Annotated in this window: 14 protein-coding genes; 6 read left to right on the top strand and 8 right to left on the bottom strand. The window is 43.1% G+C overall.

Annotated elements, in window-relative coordinates:
* The first annotated feature begins 547 nt into the window (after positions 1–547).
* The gene (locus LGZ98_RS04575; RefSeq protein ID WP_113040842.1) at positions 548–1,159 is read left to right on the top strand and encodes a LysE family translocator; all 612 of its coding nucleotides are present in this window, start codon (positions 548–550) and stop codon (positions 1,157–1,159) included.
* A gap of 535 nt (positions 1,160–1,694) precedes the next feature.
* Here the strand turns inward: LGZ98_RS04575 and ybaL are convergent.
* Together ybaL and LGZ98_RS04585 are read right to left on the bottom strand one after the other, a co-directional pair.
* Positions 1,695–3,401, bottom strand: coding sequence for a YbaL family putative K(+) efflux transporter (gene ybaL / locus LGZ98_RS04580; protein WP_113040843.1), 1,707 nt, complete (start codon positions 3,399–3,401; stop codon positions 1,695–1,697).
* 241 nt (positions 3,402–3,642) lie between these two features.
* Positions 3,643–4,860 (bottom strand): MFS transporter, encoded by a 1,218-nt coding sequence (locus LGZ98_RS04585; RefSeq protein ID WP_113040844.1) that lies wholly within the window; start codon positions 4,858–4,860, stop codon positions 3,643–3,645.
* A 371-nt stretch (positions 4,861–5,231) separates the two neighbouring features.
* Here LGZ98_RS04585 and ushA point away from each other — a divergent pair, with 371 nt between their 5' ends.
* Positions 5,232–6,890: a bifunctional UDP-sugar hydrolase/5'-nucleotidase UshA gene (gene ushA / locus LGZ98_RS04590; protein ID WP_113040845.1), complete on the top strand. Its 1,659-nt coding sequence runs from the start codon at positions 5,232–5,234 to the stop codon at positions 6,888–6,890.
* Between the two features lie 61 nt (positions 6,891–6,951).
* Here the strand turns inward: ushA and ybaK are convergent, their stop codons facing one another.
* Positions 6,952–7,428, bottom strand: a complete 477-nt coding sequence (gene ybaK, locus LGZ98_RS04595; protein ID WP_113040846.1) for a Cys-tRNA(Pro)/Cys-tRNA(Cys) deacylase YbaK — start codon at positions 7,426–7,428, stop codon at positions 6,952–6,954.
* A gap of 197 nt (positions 7,429–7,625) precedes the next feature.
* A complete protein-coding gene (locus LGZ98_RS04600; protein WP_228901793.1) occupies positions 7,626–8,438 on the bottom strand; it encodes a TraB/GumN family protein in 813 nt (270 codons plus the stop codon).
* 103 nt (positions 8,439–8,541) lie between these two features.
* On the opposite strand from LGZ98_RS04600, the gene LGZ98_RS04605 reads away from it, so the two are divergent.
* The 3 genes from LGZ98_RS04605 (at position 8,542) to LGZ98_RS04615 (ending at position 9,613) form a co-directional block, all read left to right on the top strand.
* Positions 8,542–8,766, top strand: coding sequence for a hypothetical protein (locus tag LGZ98_RS04605; protein ID WP_262977775.1), 225 nt, complete (start codon positions 8,542–8,544; stop codon positions 8,764–8,766).
* 80 nt (positions 8,767–8,846) lie between these two features.
* On the top strand, positions 8,847–9,164 hold the full coding sequence (locus tag LGZ98_RS04610) for a type II toxin-antitoxin system PrlF family antitoxin (protein WP_113040848.1): 318 nt from the start codon (positions 8,847–8,849) through the stop codon (positions 9,162–9,164).
* Entirely contained in the window at positions 9,164–9,613 is a 450-nt protein-coding gene (locus LGZ98_RS04615; RefSeq protein WP_262977776.1) for a type II toxin-antitoxin system YhaV family toxin, read from the top strand. Before LGZ98_RS04610 ends, LGZ98_RS04615 begins: the two co-directional genes overlap by 1 nt.
* A gap of 100 nt (positions 9,614–9,713) precedes the next feature.
* Here the strand turns inward: LGZ98_RS04615 and copA are convergent, their stop codons facing one another.
* Entirely contained in the window at positions 9,714–12,461 is a 2,748-nt protein-coding gene (gene copA / locus LGZ98_RS04620; RefSeq protein WP_262977777.1) for a copper-exporting P-type ATPase CopA, read from the bottom strand.
* Positions 12,462–12,599: 138 nt separating this feature from the next.
* On the opposite strand from copA, the gene cueR reads away from it, so the two are divergent.
* Positions 12,600–13,001 carry a Cu(I)-responsive transcriptional regulator gene (cueR, locus tag LGZ98_RS04625; protein WP_112877971.1) on the top strand — a complete coding sequence of 134 codons (402 nt, stop codon included), beginning with the start codon at positions 12,600–12,602 and terminating at the stop codon, positions 12,999–13,001.
* On the opposite strand, the gene LGZ98_RS04630 is transcribed toward cueR, so the two are convergent.
* From LGZ98_RS04630 to LGZ98_RS04640, 3 genes are read right to left on the bottom strand one after another with little or no spacing between them, the layout of a single operon-like run.
* Entirely contained in the window at positions 12,995–13,450 is a 456-nt protein-coding gene (locus LGZ98_RS04630; RefSeq protein ID WP_113040851.1) for an NfeD family protein, read from the bottom strand. The genes cueR and LGZ98_RS04630 overlap by 7 nt on opposite strands.
* 2 nt (positions 13,451–13,452) lie before the next feature.
* Positions 13,453–14,373 (bottom strand): SPFH domain-containing protein, encoded by a 921-nt coding sequence (locus LGZ98_RS04635; RefSeq protein WP_112894526.1) that lies wholly within the window; start codon positions 14,371–14,373, stop codon positions 13,453–13,455.
* Positions 14,374–14,397: 24 nt separating this feature from the next.
* Positions 14,398–15,255: a co-chaperone YbbN gene (locus LGZ98_RS04640; RefSeq protein WP_113040852.1), complete on the bottom strand. Its 858-nt coding sequence runs from the start codon at positions 15,253–15,255 to the stop codon at positions 14,398–14,400.
* Positions 15,256–15,308: the final 53 nt, after the last annotated feature.

The raw sequence follows: 15,308 nt of genomic DNA on the forward strand, positions 1-15,308 counted from the left end.
TCCGGTTCATGCTGATTTGATTATTTACCTCATTTTCTGTTTATTCTAGTAGGGCTTAGCTAAAGGAAGAATTTGGACTAAAATCACAATTTTTAAAAATATTGAAACTGATTTTTCAATTGTTGATTCTACTAATTATAATCAAGATGATTGGCTAAAGAATACTCCTTTATTAGTAATATACTGAAATGATACTCGCTGTGTATTGAAATGATATTCTTTATATATTGAAATGATATCGACCATATATAGAAATGATATTAGTTATATATGGATTGGAGCTGCTATATTTTAGGAGTATTCCCGAGGTTAATACGGAATTTCATATTTTTTGTATATTTTATTACTGAATTGGAGTTATTGAGATTACTAACATTGAGAGAAAAGACGAACCTAATAGCTATTAAGTGAAAGTAATGGTATTTAATGACCGTAACTTATTATTGTTAATTTAAAGAGATGGGGGGCGTGATGAAATTTTTTACTGAAAATTTCCTATTATATTTCAAATAATTAATTATTATGTATAACAGCCACTGAGGATACTATGAATAGTTACTACGATTATATAAGAATTGCCAGCATGGTGAGTATGGTCTTAATTATGCCGGGACCAACAAATACTCTTTTGGTATCATCTGGATATTCACATGGTTTTATTAGTACACTCAGGCTGATATTAGCTGAGGCATTGGGTTATATAATAGCAATTAGTTTGTGGGGGTTATTTTTATCTACAGTCTCTCATGCTTTCATATGGTTACTGGTTATCTTAAAGATGTGTGCTTCGACATACATTGCTTATCTAGCTTTTAAAGTTTGGCATTTCTCATTAGACAAGAACGTAGTAAAAATCCATTTTATCACGGTATTATTTGCCACGTTGCTTAATCCTAAGGCTTTTGTGTTTGCTACATATATATTTCCTCTTACTGCATTTACTTTGTGGTCAGAATACATCCCATGCATGACGGTTTTTGTTTGTGCATTATTACCCGTTTCCCTGATTTGGGTGGGGGTTGGGAAAATGCTATATGTAGGAAAGCTGGGAAAAGGAATTTTAAAACCCGATTTGTTTTATCGTCTTGCTTCTTTAGTGCTATGTGTTTTCTCTGTTTCAATGTTTTACACGTCAATGAAAGGTGTTTTATATCTTTGACGTAATCGGATATTTGATATTGTGCCCTCCCGACTGATTGGCTTTTTCATTAATAGTCTCATTAAGCTAATAGTGGTTGAAGGTAGCTTGGATTGTATATACCCTATGGATTTCAAGATGCATCGCGGCGGCAAGGGAGTGAATCCCCGGGAGCATAGATAACTATGTGACCGGGGTGAGCGAGTGCAGCCAACAAAGAGGCAACTTGAAAGATAACGGGTATAGAGTTTCCTTGTTGTAGCTGGGTAAATACCATGATCATGTTAAGCAACGCAAAAAATTCAATACATGGTATTTACCCGCTATTAATAAAAAATATTTACCTCAATGGGTTGCTGAATCTTGTTTTAAATGGGCTAAGGATTAATTGATAATCCGATTGATTTTTGTTGTACAGAATTGAGTAAAGCAATACTTCAACTGAAAGTTTTGTTCCCTCTGAGCCGTTCTTATCAATGATACTTAAGTGATAAGAACGGTTCATGATCCCTACTCGGCAAGGAATAGGGAATGATTCCATCAGCAGTCACTTTCCTCAAAGTAATGGCGAAAAAGGCGATGCTGGAGGTGGTTCAATCGAATAGCTTTGCTCACTGTTGGCGAATACAGTTGCCATTGTTTTAGCAATTTCATGCTCACCAATAATGACGTGGCTAGCTCCACGCTCTGTGATATAGGTAACTTCATCGTCATAGTCGGCTCGGACGATAATATTAATATCCGGGCGTGCTTCCCTTGCACAGGCGACAATCTCACCTGCTTCATAGCCATTAGGAATAGTCAGTAGGAGGGAGCAGGCGCAATCTAAGCGTGCCAGTGACATAATATCTTTGCTGGCAGCGTTGCCCATGATTGCACTAATACCTTGTTCACCGAGTTCCTCAAATTTGGCTCTGGTGTTTTCAATAACAACCAGAGGGATCTCTTTTTCCTGCAAGCGTTGGCATAGTAAGCTGCCGACACGCCCGTAGCCGACAACGATAGTGTGGCCGCAGATATCGACAGGAATTTGCGTCTCTTCTTCCAACGTTTCTTCCAGTAACTGTTCCTCAATAGTTTCTGTTTTTTCCAGATAGCGATCCAACAGACTAAATAGAACTGGATTTAGCATGATAGAAACAATCGCGCCAGCCAGAACAAGGTTACGGGCATTTCCATCAAGCAGGCCGAGTGCAACCCCAAGACCAGCCAGAATAAAGGCAAATTCACCGATTTGCGCCAGGCTGACTGAAATCGTTAACGCGGTCCGGCGTGAGTGGCCGAACATCTTTACAAGTAACATTGCCGCGGCGGACTTACCAATAATAATGATTGCCAACGTTGCCAATATCGATAGGGGCTGTTGAATGAGGACCATTGGGTCGAACAGCATGCCAACAGAAACGAAGAATAATACGGCGAAAGCATCTCTGAGTGGCAGCGTATCCTGGGCGGCACGGTGGCTTAGTTCTGATTCGTTTAATACCATACCGGCGAAGAACGCGCCTAGTGCGAATGAGGCATCAAACAGAGCAACGGCACCGTAAGCGATACCTAAGGCGATAACCAGTACAGCAAGGGTAAATAGTTCCCTGGAGCCGGTACTCGCGGTTTTTGCCAGTACCCACGGGATTAGACGGCGGCCAACAACAATCATCAGCAAGATAAAAGCGATAACTTTACCGATTGTCATGGCGAGCTCTATAATTAATTGCCCAATATTGGCTTCCTTATTACCAAGAATACCGGCAGCCGCGGGCAGTAATACCAGAGTCAGCACCATCGCTAGATCTTCGACAATCAGCCAGCCAATAGCTATTTGACCTCGTTGGCTATCGATTAGTTGGCGCTCTTCTAGCGCTCGTAACAGAACAACGGTACTGGCGGTTGATAGACAGAGACCAAAGACGATACCGCTAAATAATTCCCAACCCAGTATTGCTGATAGCCCTACTCCGAGTAGTGTCGCGACCAGTATTTGTGCAATAGCACCAGGGATAGCAATAGATTTTACTGCTAACAGATCTTTGAGTGAAAAATGCAGTCCGACACCAAACATCAATAAGATGACACCAATTTCTGCCAGCTCGGGGGCCAGTGATGCATCAGCGACAAAACCAGGAGTGAAAGGACCAGCGAGTACTCCCGCAGTAAGGTAACCAACCAGCGGTGAGATTTTCAGGCGTTGTGCCAGCATACCAAGCAGATAAGCGATAAAGAACGCGCCAACGATAGTGGTGATAAGTGGTGTCGAGTGCTCCATTAAGACTCCTTCTTGCTGAGGCTAGTAAATAGCATAGTGAAGAGGTAGGTGTAACTGTATTTTATAGATAATTCGAGGTAAATTCGCTAAAAAAATGAATAAAACATCAAAAAATATAGATTGAAAGGATTAAACTACCCGTAACAGGTATTTGTGTTGCTCTATTTGAATATTTATGAGGTAAACAAGCACTATTCCCACATAAAAATTAACTTTTATGTGGGGTTGCATGGTGATTTTTCTAATTCTTATCTTCTATATTAGGTAATAAAGCGGTAAATATTCCAAGTAACGGCAGAAAAGCACAAATCTGATAAACCAGTTCAATACTTGTTCTGTCCGCAATATCACCAAGTACCGCTGCGCCAATACCTCCCATACCAAAAGCCAGCCCGAAAAACAGGCCGGATACCATCCCGGTTTTACCTGGAATAAGTTCCTGAGCGTATACCAGGATTGCAGAGAACGCAGATGCCAGAATCACACCAATAATCACTGATAGAATACTTGTCCAGTACAGAGAAGCGTAAGGCAGAACTAAGGTAAAAGGTGCAACTCCAAGGATAGATATCCAGATAACATACTTTCTGCCGATCCTGTCACCAAGCGGTCCACCAATAATGGTTCCTGCTGCAACTGCGAATAAAAAAATAAACAGATGAAACTGGGCGCTTTGTACAGAAATGCCAAATTTGTGTATTAAGTAAAAAGTATAATAGCTACTGATACTGGTGAGATAAAAATATTTGGAAAAGATTAAGATTAGCAAAATAACTAAGGAACCTATCACGGTTTTTCTTGATAAAACTTTAATGGCAGGGCCAGTTTTGGCTTGGTTTTTCTTGATATAATTCTGAGTGTTATACCATTTACTGATCTGTAGCAGCACGATGATACCCAGTAATGCTGCCAAAGAAAACCAGCCAACGTTGCCTCTGCCATAGGGAGCAATAAACAGAGCGGCCAGCAATGGTCCAAGGGAGCTGCCAAAATTACCGCCGACTTGAAAAAGAGATTGAGCTAGTCCGTGGCGACCCCCGGATGCCATACGTGCTACGCGCGACGATTCCGGGTGGAATACCGAAGAACCTGTTCCGATTAATGCAGATGCTAATAGAATTAACGGGAAATTGTTGGCATAGGCCAGCAATAATAGACCGGATAAGGTGAAACTCATTCCAACAGGTAATGAATAGGGCTGTGGATGTTTATCAGTATAGAGACCTATCAGTGGTTGTAATAAAGAGGCGGTAATCTGATAAGTCAGGGTGATCATACCGATTTGCACAAAACTCAGGTTGAATTCTAATTGTAGTAAAGGATAAATTGCTAGAATTAGCGATTGGATCATATCGTTCAATAAGTGTGAAACACTGATTGCTCCAAGAATAGTAAAAACGGTATTCCTGGTTTTTTTGGGGTGAGATGGAACTATGGTGGTATTGCTTTGTTCGCTCATATTAGCTGCCAACCTGTCTTAATCAATAGTCAGTATATTTGTTGAATTTTAATACATATTAGGTAGAGAGTTGATTTTTTACTATCTTGGATATAGTTTTATACCCTATGGATTTCAAGATGCATCGCGACGGCAAGGGAGTGAATCCCCGGGAACATAGATAACGATGTGACCGGGGTGAGCGAGTGCAGCCAACAAAGAGGCAACTTGAAAGATGACGGGTATATAGTATTCTCGCAAAGACGAAACAAAACATGTGTTAATAACTGCATAACATAACCTGTCTCAAGAAATGATCAATTTATCCCGCCTTGTTAGCTTTAAAAGCTGTTTTTGCATGGCTATTCACTAAAAAAACATGGAGATATACCATGAAATTCTCGTTCAAGACCTCAGCTTGTGCTTTGGTTGTATCTATAGCACTACTTCCAGCAATCGCAAATGCATGGGAGAAGGATAAAACCTATAACATTACTATTTTGCACACCAATGACCATCATGGTCATTTTTGGCGTAACGATTATGGTGAGTATGGTTTAGCCGCTCAAAAAACGGTAGTTGATGAAATCCGTCAGGAGGTCGTGAAAAAAGGGGGTAGTGTGTTACTGCTTTCCGGCGGAGATATTAATACCGGTGTACCAGAATCTGATCTGCAAAATGCCGAACCTGATTTTAAAGGCATGAACTTGGTGGGCTATGATGCAATGGCGTTGGGTAACCATGAGTTTGATAATCCTCTGTCAATACTGCGTCAACAGGAAAAATGGGCAACTTTTCCATTTCTGGCTGCCAATATTTACCAAACAAGCACTGGCAAACGTTTGTTCAAACCTTATACCATTTTCGATAAACAGGGTGTGAAAATTGCAGTTATTGGCCTGACGACTGATGATACGGCGAAAATCGGTAACCCGGCTAATTTTCCTGATGTTGAATTTCGTGTTCCTGCGACAGAAGCCAAAATGGTTGTTGAAGAACTAAAGAGAGATGAAAAGCCAGATGTGATTATTGCCGCAACCCATATGGGGCACTATGACAACGGTAATCATGGTTCTAATGCGCCGGGTGATGTTGAAATGGCTCGCAGTTTGCCTGCGGGCTATCTGGATATGATTGTCGGTGGTCACTCACAAGATCCGGTCTGTATGTCTGCGGAAAATAAAAATTATAAGCAGATCGATTATGTGCCAGGAACCCCATGTTCGCCGGATCGTCAGAACGGTACCTGGATTGTTCAGGCTCATGAGTGGGGTAAATATGTTGGTCGTGCTGACTTCCAGTTCCGTAATGGTGAATTAAAGCTGACTCACTATCAGTTGATCCCTATTAACCTCAAAAAGAAAGTGCAGAAGGAAGATGGTTCTACTGAACGTGCTTACTACACTCATGAAATTGCACAAAACCCGGATATGTTAAAGTTGCTGATGCCTTATCAAGATAAAGGTGATAAACAACTTGGTGTGAAAGTGGGTTCTATTGAGGGTAAATTGGAAGGGGATCGCAGCAAAGTTCGTTTTGTTCAGACTAATATGGCTCATGTTGTTCTTTCTGCCATGATGGAACGCGCGGGTGCTGATTTTGCGATTATGAGTGGTGGTGGTATTCGCGATTCGATTGAATCAGGTGATATCACTTATAAAGATGTGTTGAAAGTGCATCCATTTGCCAACACATTGGTTTACGTTGATATGAAAGGCAATGAAGTCAAACAATATCTGGCGGCGATTGCTAATATGAAAGTTGACTCTGGTGCTTATGCACAGTTTTTGAATGTTAGCCTGATTGCTGATGGTAAAAGTGTTAAAGAGGTAAAAATCGGTGGAAAGCCACTAGAGCCGAATAAAACTTACCGCATGGCAATGCTTGACTTTAATGCTATTGGTGGTGATGGCTATCCACGTGTTGATAATTATCCAACCTATGTCAACACCGGTTTTATTGATGCAGAAGTTTTGAAAGACTATATCGAGAAGCATTCACCACTGAAAGCGGCTGATTATGAGCCAAAGGGTGAAATTATTTATCAATAATCCCTGACAGAATGATAAATCGAAAGGGCTGCAATTTTGGCCGCCCTTTTGGGGCAATAATTTAAGTTTTTGCAATATCAGCGAAATTGCCTCTCACTAACCTACAGAGATCAGACGACGCCAATTCAATATCTAACCCTCGTTTACCACCCGAGACAAATATAGTTGGGAACTGTTGCGCTTGGTTATCAATAACTGTTGGCAAGTGTTTTTTCTGTCCTAACGGACTGATCCCGCCGACGAGATACCCTGTCACTTTCTGGGCGATTTGGGGATCAGCCATTTCTGCTTTTTTGACTTTAAAAACTTTGGCGACCTTTTTTAAGTCCAGCTCACTTGAAACGGGGGTGACGGCTACCACCAAATTTTTAGCCTCACCATTAAGTGCAACCAGCAAGGTCTTGAATACTTGCTTGGCATTGAGTCTTAATTTCCTCACTGCTTCATCACCAAAGTTATGCTCATTTTTGTCGTGCTCATAGGTATGAAGAGAGAAGCTAACTTTCTGTTTTTCTAACAAAATGATCGCAGGTGTCATAATTTCATTACATAGGGTAATTTTATAATTAAGGATAACGGATGAAATGGAATGATGGAATTGATAATCTGACTATGGCTCTGTTGCTTGTATACAAACAGGTAATATCCCGAACTTAATAAGAACAACGAAAATGACAGATTATTCCTCATATGATTGGCCAATATTATAGCAATGTATGTAATATTGGCCTTTTTTTAATCCTGTTCTTCTGTCAGCATCTGAGGCAAATTCCCTTCACCATACAGATGCAAAGCACCAACAGCGACAAGATATCGACCGGTAGGTAATTTCCGTAAACGCTTATTCCATCGTTTATTACGTTCAGTCATCAATAGTTGGTATATCTCTTTACTAAAAGTTGTTGGTAAAGCATGCTCTTGCTGTTCAGGTTGATAGTCCATCCACCAACTGATCATGGTTTGTAAAGCGCGGGCATTTGCGTGCCAATGGGTTAATGTATCTTCCAGTAGTGGCAGGCCGTTATTGGGAATTTGATTAAGTAAATTAATTTGTGATTCAGTACCTTCTAGTTCAATAACCGTTTTCCCTTGCGCTTTGGCTGAATTCAGTAGCTGATAATCGATACCGTAGTGGGGATGCAATCCAAGGTTTTGTGCTTGTCCTGCTTGTAAAATTAAAGCGATTTGCCATGAGGGTAATAAATTGAGGAATTCTTCCTGCTGTTGGATTTCATTGCAGCAGTCTTGAAAATTCTGGTACATCTCAGAAGATAAACGTTGTTCGATGCGGTGATATGATTGAAATTCATCATGAAATGGGGAATCTGCCTGAATAATATCTGCTTCCACGATTAATGTATCGGATAGATTAAGTTGTTCTATCAATATTTCCGAAAGTGGGAACATATTTTTCGTACCCATGTGAATACTGCCTACCAGGTGCAAATGTCTATCACCTGCCAGTGTAATATCGTGAGCGGGATAGGGATAACGGTGGGAAGACTTTATTCCCAATATATTGGTAAGGTGTTTAATCAGTCGTCCCATTTGTGTTCCGGTTTAGCATTTATATTTTTAAGGTGATTATCAATATTATAGCTGTACTTCCGCTGTATCTTTATTTATTTCCATTGAATGTTTCTTTTTATTAGTGTCAGTATACAAGGAGATTTTTCCTGTTCCTTCCATTTATCTTACTAGCCTTTTAGCACCTATCACAGTCTCTTGGGTATATACCCTATGGATTTCAAGATGCATCGCGGCGGCAAGGGAGCGAATCCCCGGGAGCATAGATAACTCTGTGACCGGGGTGAGTGAGTGCAGCCAACAAAGAGGCAACTTGAAAGATGACGGGTATAGAGAGTCAGTAGATTGATATTCACCGTTACTAGGTTATCTTGACGATGTAAGGAATATTCCTTACACTTTGATTGAAGTAATAATTGGAGATTTGTTATGACATCTATCTATGAACTTGCAACATTGACTTCCAAAGGCCAGATAACGATACCTAGGTCTATCCGTCAGGCATTAGGTGTTGATACAGGTAGTAAGCTGGCCTTTGAGTTGCGTGATGGTGAGGTAGTCGTGACTCGTGTAGGGATTGAGCATGAAGATCCTGTCATTGGGGCATTCCTTGAGCTATTGTCTGCGGATATTCAGGCTGGGCATCATGTGAGTGGTTTACCTAAGGAACTGGAAGAGGCTATGCAGTACAATGCTGGTCACGCTATCGATCTGAATGAGAATATTGACGGAGATGTGGTGATTTGATGCAGCGACATGGATGGACACTGTTGTATCACTCATGTGTGATACAACAGCTTCGGAAGCTGCATGATGCAGTAAAAAGGGCCGAGAAGAGTGATCCTCACGGGTTTGAGAGCAATTCGAATGTCAAGCTGTTTCGGGCGTTGAGCAAATTGATTCTAGATGTGGTGCCAAGTGATCCTTCCCGGAACGAGTATCGGCAAGTTAATACCTTAGGGGCCGCCTATCGCCACTGGCGGCGAGCTAAAATTGGTCGAAGGTTCCGCTTGTTCTTCCGTTATGATTCCAGAGCTAGGATCATTGTGTATGCCTGGATCAACGATGAGGAGACCTTGCGTTCGGAAGGTAGTAAGTCCGATCCCTATACAGTCTTTGAGAAGATGTTGGGACGAGGAAATCCGCCCGATGGCTGGGCTGCATTAATCGCAGCCAGTCAGCAGAGGTGGTTATAACTGAAGTAATTTGTCCACAAATTGGCGAGGGGTGATAGGGTAAAAGTGTAAAGAGTGCAGGGATGACAAATTTTTACAATTTACCCCAATATCACTAAATCTAACTCATTTTCGTGGTTTTAGGTTTAAACCTCAATAAGCGGTTAGCATTACTCACCACCGTAATTGAAGACAGCGCCATTGCCGCACCTGCGACTACCGGATCTAACAGGGTTCCAGTAAAGGGATAGAGCACACCAGCGGCAATGGGAATCCCCAATGTGTTGTAGATAAATGCGCCTAATAGGTTTTGTTTCATATTGCGCAGAGTGCCTTTGGATAGCTCAACCGCATCAGCCACACCATGTAGACTATGACGCATTAGCGTTATTGCGGCGGTTTCAATGGCGATATCGCTACCACCTCCCATTGCAATGCCCACATCAGCCTGCGCTAGGGCTGGGGCATCGTTAATGCCATCCCCCACCATAGCAACCTTGCGACCTGCTGCTTGCAATTTCTGGATAGCTTCAGCTTTGCCATCAGGCAATACACCCGCAATCACTTGATCAATACCCGCTTCTTTTGCAATCGCATTGGCAGTAGCCGGGTTGTCACCGGTTAGCATCACTAAACGGTAGCCTTGGTGATGTAATCGTTGCAATGCAGTCATGGTATCTTCACGCAGTGGATCGCGAATTGATAGCACTGCCGCCGCTTTACCTCCTGCTGCCAGAAGAACCGGTGTGATGCCGTGTTCTGCCTGTTGAGCAATCAGCGGTTTTAATTCTTGCGTATCGACTTGATTTTGTTCTAGCCAGGCTTGATTACCTAGCAACAAGGTTGTGCCATTGACTTCACCACTGATACCCAGCCCAGCCAGAGTGCGGAATTGTTCAACTTGCGGTAATTCCAGCCCTTCGGCTTTAGCAAGAATGGCTTTGGCTAATGGATGGTTAGAACCTTTTTCCAGTGCACCCGCCCAACGCAATACCTCTTGTTCACTGTACCCATTAAAGGTATGTATATCAGTCAATTGAGGCATACCTTCCGTCAGCGTACCGGTTTTATCGAAAACAATGGTATCCAATGTGCTAGCTTGTTGCAGTGCATCGGTATCCCGAACCAGTACCCCGAATTCTGCTGCTCGGCCGACACCAGAGATAATTGACATCGGGGTCGCCAGCCCAAGGGCACAGGGGCAGGCAATAATCAACACAGTGGTAATAATGACCAATGAATACATCATCTGTGGTGCTGGCCCAACGAAATACCAAATAGCACCGGCAATCAGGGCAATTGCGACAACAACGGGAACAAACACGGAGGAAATTTTATCTGCTAACTGACCAATTTCTGGCTTACTGCTTTGTGCCTGACGGACCAGTTTAATAATTCGAGCTAATGTTGTCTGGCTGCCAACCGCGGCGGCAGTAAACAGTACTGTACCGTCTTGCACCGTCGTACCGGCATGAATGTTATCGCCTTTGGTTTTTTGCTGTGGAATCGGCTCACCGGTGAGCATTGCCTCATCTATCCAAACCTCACCTTGAATGATTTCACCATCAACGGGAACGCGATCACCGGTTGTCAGACGTAACGTCATGCCGGGTTTGACGTCAGCCAATCGCATCTCTTTTTCGCCATCTCCTGTCACCACACGGGCAGTCGGTGGTGTCAGATCCAGCAGACGCTCCAGTGCTTTTGAAGAACGCTGACGGGCACGTTGTTCCAGAGCATGCCCCAAGTTTATCAGACCGATAATCATCGCGCTGGCTTCATAATAGAGATGACGAGCTTGTGGTGGAAAAATATCTGGCCATAGGTTGACACTGATGGAGTAAAGCCAGGCTGCGCCAGTTCCCAATGCCACTAATGTATCCATTGTCGCACTGCCGTTTTTCAGGCTTTGCCACGCATTGCGATAGAAGTGACCACCGGCAAAAATCATCACGGCAAGCGTGATAACGCCGATAGTCAGCCAGATATGATGGTTTTCAGGTGTGAGCATCATATTATCGCCCATCATGCCCCATACCATCACGGGAATACCGACGACTAAGGCTAATGCTGACTGCCAACGAAAACGGCGCATATTAGCATCAGAAACTTGTTGCTGGCGTTCACGCCGTTCAGTTTCGTCCTGAATCAGTTCTGCGCCATACCCGGCTTTTTCTACTGCTTTAATCAGTGCCTCCGCTGAGGCACTACCGGTAATTAAAGCGCTGCGTTCAGCAAGATTCACTCTGGCATTTTCCACGCCATCAACGCCTTGTAATGCTTTCTGAACTTTATTCACACAGCTAGCGCAAGTCATGCCATCCAACAGCAACTGGATGCTGTCATCGTTATCATTCACAACGGATACGTCAGTTTTTTCGACCGGAACAGAGGAGGTTGCCGCTGCCAAAGGTTCCGGTCTGTTTGAAGCAGGTAATGTCAGCGGCTCAGATTTTGGGGAGTTTTGACCAGAAGCGAGTTTTGCTTGATAACCCGCCTGCTCAACAGCGGCAATTAAGGTATCGGCATCGGCTTTACCGTAAACTTTAGCTGTTTCGGTATTCACCTCTGCGGCAATAACGCCATCTACGGCTTCCAGCGCTTTACGAGTCGTACCGGCACAATGCATGCAACTCAGTCCAGAGAGTGTCAATTCAACATCAGGTTGGCTGGCGATTATCGCACCGTAACCTGCTGCTTGAATTGTTTCGATTAATGATTCAGCAGAGGCTGTACCGATGATTTTGGCATAATCAATCGTGATATCCGCCTGTTCCACATCTGTACGATTTGCTAGTGCCTTTTTCACATTGTTAACACAGTGCATACAGGAGAGTCCCTGCAAGGTTAAAATAGTTGTGTGTGACATAAAAAAACTCCTAACACATAGTGATGTAATTATTCTTCACACCTGTGTGATAATTGATGATATCTACACAGTTCAAGTGAATTTCTGACTTGTTGCGAAGGTTAAACCTTCCCTCAAGGGTAAGGTCAAGGGGAAAAAATGAACATTAGTGAGATTGCTCAAAAAACCGGTCTTACCAGCAAAGCGATCCGGTTTTATGAAGAAAAGGATCTGATCACGCCGCCGGAAAGGGGGGATAACGGCTACCGTTATTATCAGCAGAAACATATTGATGAACTAACGCTGTTGCGTCAGGCAAAACAGGTAGGTTTTACACTTGATGAATGCCGTGAGTTTTTAGTGTTATTTCGCAACCCCAATCGTCATAGTGCTGATGTAAAAGCGGCAACATTGCATAAAGTGGCTGAAATAGAAAAAGCGATTGAAGAGTTGCAGAAAATAAGAAGTAAATTGTTATCTTTGGCGGAAGAGTGCCCTGGAGATGACGGGGCTGCATGCCCCATCATAGATCATTTATCGGGTTGTTGCTCTCATCACTGAGAACTGACCGGTTTGACTTTCAGGGTAATGCCATCAACAGCGATCACTTCTACTTCGGTATGGGCTGGTAGTTCACTATCACAGTGAACTCGCCAGCTTCCATCCGCCAGTTTGACCCGGCTGTAACCATTTTCAGTATCTGAAGTCAGTTTGGCTCGGATACCGATGAGCTGGTGGTCTTTCTGGTTCAGGGTATCGCCGCCTTTTGATGGGCGGCGACGTAACCAGTAGCGCCAGAGCATTGCAGAAAGCAGCGTCAGAGTGGCAAACAAAATGCCTTGCCATTCCCAATCTATTCCTGGTAGCAGCCAGGTGACAAACGCAACAACGATAGCGGCTATACCCGTCCATAATAGATAGCCGCCAGTTCCCAGAAGCTCTGCAATTAACAGTAAGCCGCCAAAAGAGAACCAGAGCCAAGGGGTTTGCGCCGCAATCTGTGCAATCATGGTTATTTACCTTTTTTGCTTTCGCCAATCAGTTCAGTAATACCGCCAATCGCACCCATTAGATTGCTCGCTTCCAGAGGCATCATAATGACTTTGCTGTTACTGGAAGCGCCAATACTGGTCAGTGCATCCGTATATTTCTGGGCAACAAAGTAGTTAATTGCCTGCATGTTACCGTCAGAGATCGCATCGGACACCATTTTAGTTGCGCGAGCTTCCGCTTCGGCGGCACGTTCACGTGCTTCTGCCTGGAGAAATGCCGATTGACGTTCCCCTTCTGCTTTCAGAATTTGAGACTGTTTTTCTCCTTCTGCTTTCAGAATAGCCGCCTGACGGATACCTTCTGCTTCCAGAATATCAGCACGTTTTGTACGTTCTGCTTTCATCTGGGCGTTCATGGCAGAGATCAACTCTTTTGGTGGACGCACATCACGGATTTCAATACGGGTAATTTTCACTCCCCATGGGTTAGTGGCTTCATCAACAATATGTAATAGACGACTGTTGATAGAATCACGCTGCGACAGCATTTCATCCAATTCCATTGAACCCAAAACGGTACGGAAGTTGGTCATCGTCAGATTGATAATGGATAGTTCAAGGTTGCTGACTTCATAAGCAGCCCGAACAGGATCGACAACCTGAATAAAGCAAACTGCATCAATAGTAACATTGGCGTTATCGCGGGAAATCACTTCCTGTGAAGGAATATCCAACACTTGTTCCATCATGTTAATTTTACGGCCAATGCGATCGATAAAAGGGACGATAATATGCAAACCCGGTAATAAAGTTCGGGTATAACGGCCGAAACGTTCTACCGTCCATTGATAACCTTGTGGCACTGTTTTTACGCAAGTAAAGACAATAACCACCGCAATAAATATCAAAATGGGTACGGCACCAAAAGCGAATAAATCCATAGCAATTCCTTACAATTAAATAAATCAGTAAAGCAGCGAGTAAACCTGGCGACGATATTTCGAAGCCAAGGTATTACCGGTCCCCATTGCAGACATAATATCCATCATTGTTTTCCGTACCGCACCGTTGGCAGCAGAAAGGTCCTTTTTCAGGAAGCTGAGTAATAATTCCAGAGCTTCTTCATTACGGCTGACTTCGTGCAGTTTCAGCGCGAGCTTAACAGCCAGCTCTGCATTTTCCGGTTGAATGGCGAATTCTTGCTGCAATTGTTGGATCTCTGGTGTATCCGCCGCTTGCTTTTGTAACTCAATTTGAGCCAGTAAACTGTGATAATGAGTGTCTTGATCCTGTAATGGAATAAGACTCAGAATTTCCTGGGCTTCTTCTATATTATTGAGCATAATTTGCACTTTGGTCAACATAAGTGCAATTGCACTGTTTTTGGGCGCTAATTGCCAGGCTTCTTTCAATAACGATAGTGCTTCCTGATGTTTTCCTTCGGCGATAAGTTCCTCAGCTTGGGCGGCTTTCAACTCTTCCGGTTTCGGTAATACACGAGCAAGCATCTCTCTAATCACGTTTTCAGGTTGTGGCCCTTGAAAACCGTCTACGGGTTGACCTTGTTGCATAATATAAACTGTAGGAATGGAGCGTAAGCCAAACTGTGCAGCGACCATTTGCTCTTTATCACAATCTACTTTTGCCAATATGAATTGATTTGCGTATTCGGCTGCCAGTTTATCCAGTGTTACGCCTAATTCTTGGCAATGTGAGCTACGTTCAGACCAAAAATAAAATAAAACAGGCACAGTCATAGACTGTTCAACGGTTTGATGTAGGTTGCTTTCGTTAACATTAATTCCAGTAGAGGTTGGTAACATATAATTAGTCTCTTAAATTTGATTATTGCAGGGTATAATTAAATAGATTGAGG

The sequence above is a fragment of the Photorhabdus kayaii genome, from assembly GCF_025384895.1.
GTDB lineage: Bacteria > Pseudomonadota > Gammaproteobacteria > Enterobacterales > Enterobacteriaceae > Photorhabdus > Photorhabdus kayaii.